Source organism: Streptomyces sp. NRRL B-24572 (assembly GCF_002156145.1).
Lineage (GTDB): Bacteria > Actinomycetota > Actinomycetes > Streptomycetales > Streptomycetaceae > Streptomyces > Streptomyces vietnamensis.
Window position 1 is genome coordinate 1 of record NZ_MWIG01000262.1, and the last position, 8,758, is coordinate 8,758.

Here is an 8,758-nt window from a genome sequence, read left to right on the forward strand (position 1 = left end):
CCGTACAGCAGGCTCGACAAGATCCCCGTCGCCCTCGTCAACGAGGACCGGGGCGCCACCGCCGGCGGCAAGGAGATCCACGCCGGTGACGACATCACCGAGGGCCTCCTGAAGAGCGACACCTTCGAGTGGCACCGGGTGAGCGACGCCGAGGCACGCGCGGGCGTGGAGGACGGGACGTACTACCTGTCCCTGACCATGCCCGGCAACCTCAGCTCCCGCATCGCCTCCAGCTCCGGCGACTCCCCCGAGACCGGTGCGCTCCAGGTGCGGACGAACGACGCCAACAACTACATCGTCGGCTCGATCTCCCGGACGGTCTTCGCCGAGGTGCGCAGCGCGGCCTCCACGAAGTCCTCGCGCGGCTTCCTCGACAAGATCTTCATCTCCTTCTCCGACATCCACGACGCCACCGCGAAGGCAGCCAAGGGCGCGGCCGACCTCAAGCAGGGCGTGGACAAGGCGAAGAAGGGCTCCAAGAGCCTGTCGGACGGCCTCACGGACGCCAAGACCGGCAGCGGCGACCTGGCCGCCGGCCTGAAGAAGCTCGACAAGGGCGCCAAGGACCTGGAGAACGGCTCCCGCAAGGTCGCGAACGGCACGCAGAGCCTCGCCGACAAGGTGAACGGCACGGCGGACAAGGTCCGCCCGTACCTGGCGAACAACGGCAAGTCGATCCGCGACACCGCCCGGCTCGTCTCCGACTCGGCCACGGCCGCCCGCCACAACCTCGCCGACCTGGTGGAGCACGCGCCCCAGGTCCGCACCGCCGCCCACAGGGCCGACGACGATCTCGCCCGGCTCCACCGCGAGGTCTGCGTCGACGCCCCCGCCACCGCTCCCCCGCTCGACCCGAAGATCTGCGAGAAGCTCAAGAAGGCCTCGGTCACCGCCGGCGACGTGGCCACGATCGCCGACGACGTGCACGAGCTGACCAAGGACAACAGCGACAACCTGAAGACCCTGGACGCGCGCCTGGTCAAGCTCAAGAAGCAGGCCGACGAGCTGGCCGCCCGCGCCCCGCACCTCGACGAGGACGTCGAGGACGCCATCAGGAAGATCAACCAGCTCAACGCGGGCGCGCAGAAGGTAGCGACGGGCGCGGACCAGCTGCACACCGGCATCACCGCGGCCAAGACCGGTTCGGTCAGCCTCGACACCGGTGTCGGCAAGCTGAAGAAGGGCGCGGGCGCCCTGGACGGCGGTCTGTTCAAGCTGGCCGACGGCTCGGGCACCCTCGCCACCGGCCTGAAGGACGGCGTCGACCAGATCCCGGACTACGACCGGCAGGACCGCGACCGGCGCACGGAGGTCATGGCCGACCCGGTGAAGCTGGCCTCCCAGTCCCTGCACAAGGCGCCCAACTACGGCACCGGCTTCGCCCCGTACTTCATCCCGCTCTCCCTCTGGGTCGGCGCGATGGTCGCGTACATGATCATCCAGCCGTTGAACCGGCGCGCCCTCGCCGCGGGCGGCTCCGCCTGGCGGATCGCGCTCGCGGGCTGGCTCCCGGTCGCGGCGATCGGCGTCCTCCAGGTCGCGGCCCTGATGTCGGTCCTGCACTGGGGCCTCGGCCTCCAGATGGCCCGGGCCGCCGGCACGATCGGCTTCCTCGCCCTGGTCACCTGCTGCTTCGCCGCGATCATCCAGTGGCTCAACGCCCGCTTCGGCGCGGCGGGCCGGATCCTGGTGCTCGCGTTCCTGATGCTCCAGCTGACCTCGGCGGGCGGCACGTACCCCGTCCAGACCAGCCCGGCCTTCTTCAACGCCGTCCACCCGTTCCTGCCGATGAGCTACGTGGTCGAGGCGCTGCGCCGGCTGATCACCGGCGGCGGTCTCGGACCGGTCTGGCAGGCCTGCGCGGTCCTGGCCGCCTTCACCGTCGGCGCCCTGGCCCTGACCGCTGTCTCGGCGCGCAAGAAGCAGGTGTGGACGCTCGACCGGCTCCACCCCGAACTGTCGCTCTGAACCTGTGAGAATCGACGCCATGGACAGCAGCAGCACCCGACGCCGGGCCACGCGCACGAAGCTCTACGAGGCGGCCGTCACCCTCATCGCGGAGCAGGGCTTCTCCGCGACGACGGTCGACGAGATCGCCGAGCGGGCCGGCGTGGCCAAGGGCACGGTCTACTACAACTTCAAGAGCAAGACCGAGCTCTTCGAGGAGCTGCTGCGCCACGGGGTGTCGCTGCTCGCCGCCTCCCTGCGCTCGGCGGCCGAGGAGACCGCCGAGCGCGGTGGGAGCCGGGTCGACGCGCTGGACGCGATGATCCGGGCGGGCCTCGTCTTCATCGACCGCTACCCGGCCTTCACCCAGCTGTACGTGGCCGAGCTCTGGCGCACCGGACGCGCCTGGAACTCGACCCTCCTGGTGGTCCGTCAGGAAGCCGTCGCGGTGGTGGAGGACGTCCTGCGCGAGGGTGTGGCGGCCGGCGAGCTGAGCGACGAGATCGACGTACAGCTGACGGCGTCGGCGCTGGTCGGGATGGTGCTCGTGGCGGCGCTCGACTGGCAGGCCTTCCAGAGCGAGCGTTCGCTCGACGACGTGCACGCGGCGCTCTCGCGGCTGCTGCACGGGCGCGTGGGCGGCCGCTGAAGCAGACGCGGGCACGAAAGGCCGGTGCGGCAGACGCACGAAAGGCCGGTGCCGGCCCCATCCGCACACCTACTCATCTCGCCCTCTAGGTACGGATACTCAGTCCTGGTTACGATCGCGGGCGTGTCGGTACTCCCCCTGGTGTTCACCAGCGGCTGGGCGAGCGGGATCAACGCGTACGCGGTGGTCCTGCTGTTCGGCGTCCTCGGCGCGACCGGGCTGACCGACGAGGTGCCCGCGTCCCTGCAGCGCACCGATGTCCTCGTCGTGGCGGGCGTGCTGTTCCTGTGCGAGGCGGTGGCGGACAAGATTCCGTACGTCGACTCGATATGGGACTCCGTCCACACGGTGATCCGGCCGATCGCGGGGGCCGTGGTCGGCGCCCTGCTCGCCGGGCAGAACGGTTCGCTGCCGGAGCTGGCGGCGGGTGCGGTCGGCGGTTCGACGGCCTTGCTCAGTCACTTCGTCAAGGCGGGGACGAGGATGGCGGTCAACACCTCGCCCGAGCCGTTCTCGAACATCGCGCTGAGCCTGGCGGAGGACCTCGGGGTGGCGGTGATCGTCACCTTCGCCGTCTTCCATCCCGTGGCGGCGGCGTCCATCGCGGCCGTCCTGCTCCTGGCGGGCCTGGCGGTAGTGATCTTCCTGGCCAAGCAGATCCGCCGCGGCTGGCGGCGCTGGTCCCGGCGGCGGGAGGAGAAACGACTGAGGGTCCCGGGTGCCCGCCCGCGGGTCCACGCCCCGCCGGACGACGGCTCGGACCACTTCTGACCGGCCCCCGGCCTGCCCTCCGACGGGGTCGGAGGCGCCGGATAGGCTCGTCCGCATGGCACGGATTGTGGTAATCGGCGCGGGACTCGGCGCCATGGCGGCGGCGGCCCGCCTTGCGGTCGCCGGACACACGGTGACGGTGTACGAGAGGACGTCGACGTACGGCGGCGCGGTCGGCCGCTTCGAGCGCGACGGCTTCGCCTTCGACACCGGCCCCGGGCTGCTGCACCTGCCGGCCGTCTACCGGGACCTGTTCGTGAAGACCGGGAAGAAGCCCCTGGAGGAGTGCGTCACGCTGACGCAGGTCGATCCGGCGGCCCGTCACGTCTTCGCCGACGGCACCCGCGTCGACCTGCCGAACGCCTCCCGGGCCGGCACGGTCGACGCCCTCGACGCGGCGCTCGGCGCGGGCGCGGGCGAGCGCTGGGGCGACTTCCTGACCCGGGCCCGCGAGACCTGGGACCGGACCAGGCGCCCGCTCCTGGAGGAACCGCAGCCGGCCGACCGCAAGGCTCTCGCCCGCGAGCCGTACCCGGCGCTCAAGGCGGGCTTCCTGCGCCGCCCGACGACGACCCTCGCCCAGGTGGGCCTGCGAGAGCTGCGCGACGCCCGCCTGGTCGCGCTCCTGGATTCCTACGCGGAGGCGTACGGCGTCCCGCACTGGGCCGCCCCGGCGTCCGCCGCCGTCCTGCCGTACATGGAGCAGACCTTCGGCAGTTGGTACACGGCGGGTGGCATCCGGGCGCTCGCGGACGCGGTGTACGAGCGGTGCCGGGAGCGGCGCGTGGAGTTCGTCTTCGACGCGCCCGTGGACGAGGTGCTGACCGAGGCCGGCCGGGCCGTCGGAATCCGGCTCGCCTCCGGCGGGACGGTGGAGGCGGACCACGTGGTGGCGGGCGCGCCGGTGCCGTCCCTCTACCGCGAGCAGGTCCTGCCGTGGGAGCACAGCGACGAGTGGCCGCCCTTCGCGCACGGGTCCACCGGCCGTCTGACGGTCCTGCTGGCCCTGCGCGGGGCCCGTGAAGAGGGGGCCGTGCACCGCACGGTCGTCCACGGGGACGGGGACCGGCCCACGGTGACCGTGCTGCGGCCCGACGACCCGGAGCTGCGGCCCGACGCGGAGCACGAGTCGGTGACGGTCTCGGCGATGCTGGAGCTCGCGCCCGAGGAGGACTGGACCGAGCTCGCCGACCGGATGACCGAGGCCGCCGCCCGCGCGGTGCCGGGTCTCGCCGAGCGGCTGCTCTGGCGCGAGGTCCGCACGCCGGAGCACGTCCGGGCCGCCACCGGGGCCGCCGAGATCCCGCCCCCCGCGCTCGCGGACGCCCGGGGGACGTACCTCCCGGCGGCGAACGTCTCCCCCGTCCCCGGCCTGTACTTCGCGGGCGGCTGGTCGCACCCGGGCGGCGGACTCGCCCACGCGGGCATGTCGGGCGCGCTGGTGGCCGGGCTCATCGTGGAGGGCGCGGACTTCCGCGGCTCCCAGTAGGTCCTAGTAGCGGTACTGCTGCTGGTCGTCCGGGTGCGGCTGCTCGTAGCCGTACGGGGCCTGCGGCTGCTGCGGGGCGTGCTCGGTGTCGCGCTGCTGCGGGACCCAGACGCCGCCGGGCGGGGTGTCGTAGGTGTACGAGGGGGCGTAGGGGTCGTTGTAGTACGAGCCGTACTGCTGGCCGTCGGTGCTCGGGCCGATGTACGGGTCGGAGTACGCGGCGTACTGCTGCTGTCCGGCGGCGGCGCCGTAGTCGTAGCCCGGCTGCTGCTCGTAGCCGGGCTGCTCGTAGGAGGTCTGCTCGTAGCCGGGCTGCTGGTACGCGGACGCGTAGGGGTCGTACCCCGTCCCGTACCCGGCTGCTCCGGTGCCCTGGCCGGCGGTCTCGTAGACCCCGTACTGGCCGGTGTCCTCGGGCATCGGCTGCGGCTCGTAGACCGCCGTCGTCTCGGCGGCCGTCTCCCGGTGGACGTCGTGCCCGTCCTCCGTGTCATACGCGGAGTCCACGGTGTCGTACGAGAGCTCGGTGACCTCGAGGGTGGGGCCGGCCTCGGCCGGCACGGCGGCCCTGCGGCGGCGGCTCGCGCCCGGGCTGCCGCCGATCGCCCAGCCGGTGGAGAAGCCGCGGCGGAAGGAGAGCGTCACATAGGTCTGGCCGACGGCGAAGGCGACGGCCCCGGCGATGATGACGAAGACGGAGGGCAGCAGGACGCCCAGGACCACGCCGAGGAAGCCGCCGAAGGCGAGCAGGCGCCAGCGCAGCCGCGCCTTGTACTGGAGGAGCACCTCCCCCAGCAGCCACAGTGCGACCACGCCGAACGCGATGTAGAGGACCGTCCACCCCATGCCCCGCCGCCCCTCTCCACGGTCACCGCCGCGGGTCAGGGGCGGGTACGACCGGTCACGACTGCTGGTGCAGTCCGAGATTCTCGTAGATCTCGAGCGTCGCGGTGGAGCTGTTGAGCGTGATGAAGTGCAGTCCGGGGACACCCTCGGAGAGCAGACGCGCGCAGAACTCCGTCGCGAACTCGATACCGATGGAGCGTACAGCGGCGGCATCGTCCTTGACGGCGAGGATGCGCTCTTTCACATCCGCGGGGAAGACGGCGTTGCTCAGCTGGGGCAGCCGGTCGAGCGTCTTCACGTTCACGACGGGCATGACCTCGGGGATGATCGGGGTCTCGCAGCCCGCCTTCTCCACGCTGTCGCGGAGCCGCAGGTAGTTCTCCGGGTCGAAGAACATCTGGGTGATCGCATAGTCGGCGCCCGCGCGGCACTTGTCCACGAAGTGCCGGATGTCCGTGTCCCAGTCGAGGGAGCGGGGATGCATCTCCGGGAAGGCGGCGACGCCGACGCAGAAGTCTCCCGACTCCTTGATCAGCCGGACGAGGTCGGCGGCGTACTTCACGCCCTCCGGGTGCTCGATCCACTCCCCCAGCGGGTCGCCCGCCGGGTCGCCGCGCAGCGCGAGCATGTTGCGGATGCCGGCGTCGGCGTACTGGCCGAGGACGTTGCGCAGCTCGGCGACCGAGTGGTCGACGGCCGTGAGGTGGGCGACCGGGGTGAGCGTGGTGTCGGAGGCGATCTTCTGGGTGGCCTTGACGGTGCCGCCGCGGGTGGAGCCGCCGGCGCCGTAGGTCACGGAGACGAAGCTGGGGCCGACCGCCTCGACCCGGCGCATGGCGTTCCAGAGGACCTGCTCGCCCTTCTCGGTCCGGGGCGCGTAGAACTCGAAGGAGTACGACGTCTCGCCGGACGCGAGGATCTCGCGCACGGTGCGTGCGCGGTCCGATCGGACGGAAGCGGTACCAAGGGCCATACGGGCAGGTTAGACGCGGTCCAGGGAACCGCGTGAACGCCGTCCGAGTGTTGGACAACTTTTCGGACAACTGTCGGAACGCGCCGCCGGTGGGCGTCCTCCGTTCCTCAGGCTTCGGCGCGCTCGCGGACCCGCTTGGCGAGGGCGGCCGTCGCGGCGGCCGGGTCGGCGGCCTCGGTGATGGCGCGGACGACGACGATCCGGCGGGCGCCCGCGTCCAGGACCTCGTCGAGGTTGGTCTCGTCGATGCCGCCGATGGCGAACCAGGGCCGGTCCTGGGCCAGACCCGCCGCGTACCGCACGAGGTCGAGTCCCGGCGCGTACCGTCCGGGCTTGGTGGGGGTGGGCCAGCAAGGACCGGTGCAGAAGTAGTCCACGCCCGGCTCGGCGGCGGCCGCGGCGACCTCGGTCTCGGCGTGGCAGGAACGGCCGATCAGCACCTCCCCGCCGAGGATCGCGCGGGCGGCGGGCACGGGCAGGTCGCCCTGGCCGAGGTGGAGGACGTCGGAGCCGATGGCGTGGGCGACGTCGGCCCGGTCGTTCACCGCGAGGAGCTTGCCGTGCCGGCGGGCGGCCTCGGCGAAGACGGCGAGGTGCTCCAGCTCCTCACCGGCCTCCATGCCCTTGTCGCGCAGCTGCACGATGTCCACGCCGGAGGAGAGCACGGCGTCGAGGAAGGCCGACAGGTCGCCCTGGCGCTTCCGGGCGTCGGTGCACAGGTAGAGCCGGGCGTCGGCGAGCCGCTCACGAGGCGTGGACATGGGTGGGTTCCCCCGTTCGTGCGCCGGTGTCGCGGCGCCCGGCCCGTGAGGGGGCCGGGCGCCGCGACACCCGCGGGTGGTGTCTTCGGTGCGTGTGTACGTCAGCCGTACGTCAGCGCGGGCGTCAGAGGGCGAGCGCCTGGGCGCGGCGCTTCACCTCCGTGCCGCGGTTCTCGTTGAGCGCCTGGGCGGGCGTGCCCGGCAGGCTCTCGTCCGGAGTGAAGAGCCACTCCAGCATCTCCTCGTCGGTGAAGCCGTCGTCCCGCAGCACGGTCAGGAGCCCGACGAGACCCTTGACGATCTTGTCGCCCTGGATGAAGGCGGCGGGGACCTGAAGGGACCTGTTCTCGCCGCGGCGCACGGCGATGAGCTGGCCTTCCTTGATCAGCTGTCGCACACGCAGCACGTCGATGCCGAGCGCCTCCGCGATGTCGGGCACGTAGAGCCAGGCGGGGACGAGCGCATCGATCTTTACGTCAATCTCGGTCACGGGACAAGCCTGCCATCCCGGACTGACAGCCGGTAGTCGGGCCCTACCGGACTGCCGCCTTCAGGGGGACGGACGGGTCCGCGGCGCGCTCCGGGTCGACGGGGACGGCGGCCTCGATGAGCTTGCGGCCCTGGGCCAGGTCGCGGGGGCGGCCGACCGCGAGGAGGGCCACCGGCACTCCGGCGCGCAGCCAGAGCACGGACCAGGCCTCGTCGGCCGGGTCGCCGCGCCACAGCAGCTCGTCGGCGGCCGCGTGGTGTCCCGCGTACTGGACGAAGCGGCCGAACTGCTCGGACCAGAAGTACGGCACCGGGTCGTAGGGCGCGTCGGCGGCCCCGGTGATCGCCGCGGCGACCGCGCGGGGCCCCTGGAGCGCGTTGTCCCAGTGGTGGACGAGGAGCCGCTCGCCGTAGCGGGCGGAGGGGAAGGAGGCGCAGTCGCCGACGGCGTACACGTCGGGCAGCGAGGTGCGCAGCCGGTCGTCGGCGGTGACGGCGCCGCTCGGGTCGAGGGTGATGCCGGAGCCGGTGAGCCAGCCGGTGGCGGGGCGGGCGCCGATGCCGACGACGACGGCGTCGGCGGGCAGTTCGCGGCCGTCCGCGAGGACGACGCGGCCCGGTGCGCCGGGCTCGACGGTGTCCACGCGCGCGTGGGTGAGGAGTTCGGCGCCGTTCGCCCCGTACCACTCGGCCATGGGGGCGGTGACCTCGGCGGGCAGGGCTCCGGCGAGGGGGCGGTCGGCGGCCTCGACGACCGTGACGGCGCAGCCCGCCTCGCGCGCGGCGGTGGCGAACTCGGCGCCGATCCAGCCTGCGCCGACGACCACGACGGA

At 72.5% G+C, this 8,758-nt stretch carries 9 protein-coding genes; 4 read left to right on the forward strand and 5 right to left on the reverse strand.

Translation table 11 applies throughout. From position 1 onward, the window contains the following. The 4 genes from CCN56_RS16335 to CCN56_RS16350 all read left to right on the forward strand — a co-directional run. A partial coding sequence (locus CCN56_RS16335) for a YhgE/Pip family protein (protein ID WP_107484164.1) occupies positions 1 to 1,968 on the forward strand: 1,968 nt, incomplete at its 5' end. A 19-nt stretch (positions 1,969 to 1,987) separates the two neighbouring features. Beyond that, the gene (locus tag CCN56_RS16340; protein ID WP_086827580.1) at positions 1,988 to 2,596 is read left to right on the forward strand and encodes a TetR/AcrR family transcriptional regulator; all 609 of its coding nucleotides are present in this window, start codon (positions 1,988 to 1,990) and stop codon (positions 2,594 to 2,596) included. A gap of 123 nt (positions 2,597 to 2,719) precedes the next feature. Further along, positions 2,720 to 3,367, forward strand: a complete 648-nt coding sequence (locus CCN56_RS16345; RefSeq protein ID WP_086827583.1) for a DUF4126 domain-containing protein — start codon at positions 2,720 to 2,722, stop codon at positions 3,365 to 3,367. Between the two features lie 55 nt (positions 3,368 to 3,422). Next, the gene (locus CCN56_RS16350; protein ID WP_086827585.1) at positions 3,423 to 4,856 is read left to right on the forward strand and encodes an NAD(P)/FAD-dependent oxidoreductase; all 1,434 of its coding nucleotides are present in this window, start codon (positions 3,423 to 3,425) and stop codon (positions 4,854 to 4,856) included. Between the two features lie 3 nt (positions 4,857 to 4,859). Here CCN56_RS16350 and CCN56_RS16355 read toward each other — a convergent pair whose 3' ends face one another. The 5 genes from CCN56_RS16355 to CCN56_RS16375 all read right to left on the reverse strand — a co-directional run. Further along, positions 4,860 to 5,702 (reverse strand): hypothetical protein, encoded by an 843-nt coding sequence (locus CCN56_RS16355; protein WP_086827586.1) that lies wholly within the window; start codon positions 5,700 to 5,702, stop codon positions 4,860 to 4,862. A gap of 55 nt (positions 5,703 to 5,757) precedes the next feature. Next, positions 5,758 to 6,675, reverse strand: a complete 918-nt coding sequence (gene metF / locus CCN56_RS16360) for a methylenetetrahydrofolate reductase [NAD(P)H] (RefSeq protein ID WP_086827588.1) — start codon at positions 6,673 to 6,675, stop codon at positions 5,758 to 5,760. A 107-nt stretch (positions 6,676 to 6,782) separates the two neighbouring features. Then, complete coding sequence (thiE, locus tag CCN56_RS16365) at positions 6,783 to 7,436, reverse strand: thiamine phosphate synthase (RefSeq protein ID WP_086827590.1); 654 nt, start codon at positions 7,434 to 7,436, stop codon at positions 6,783 to 6,785. A gap of 124 nt (positions 7,437 to 7,560) precedes the next feature. Further along, positions 7,561 to 7,926, reverse strand: coding sequence for an Rv2175c family DNA-binding protein (locus CCN56_RS16370; protein WP_086827592.1), 366 nt, complete (start codon positions 7,924 to 7,926; stop codon positions 7,561 to 7,563). Positions 7,927 to 7,969: 43 nt separating this feature from the next. After that, positions 7,970 to 8,758: NAD(P)/FAD-dependent oxidoreductase (locus CCN56_RS16375; RefSeq protein ID WP_143664530.1), on the reverse strand; the 789-nt coding region annotated here is incomplete at its 5' end.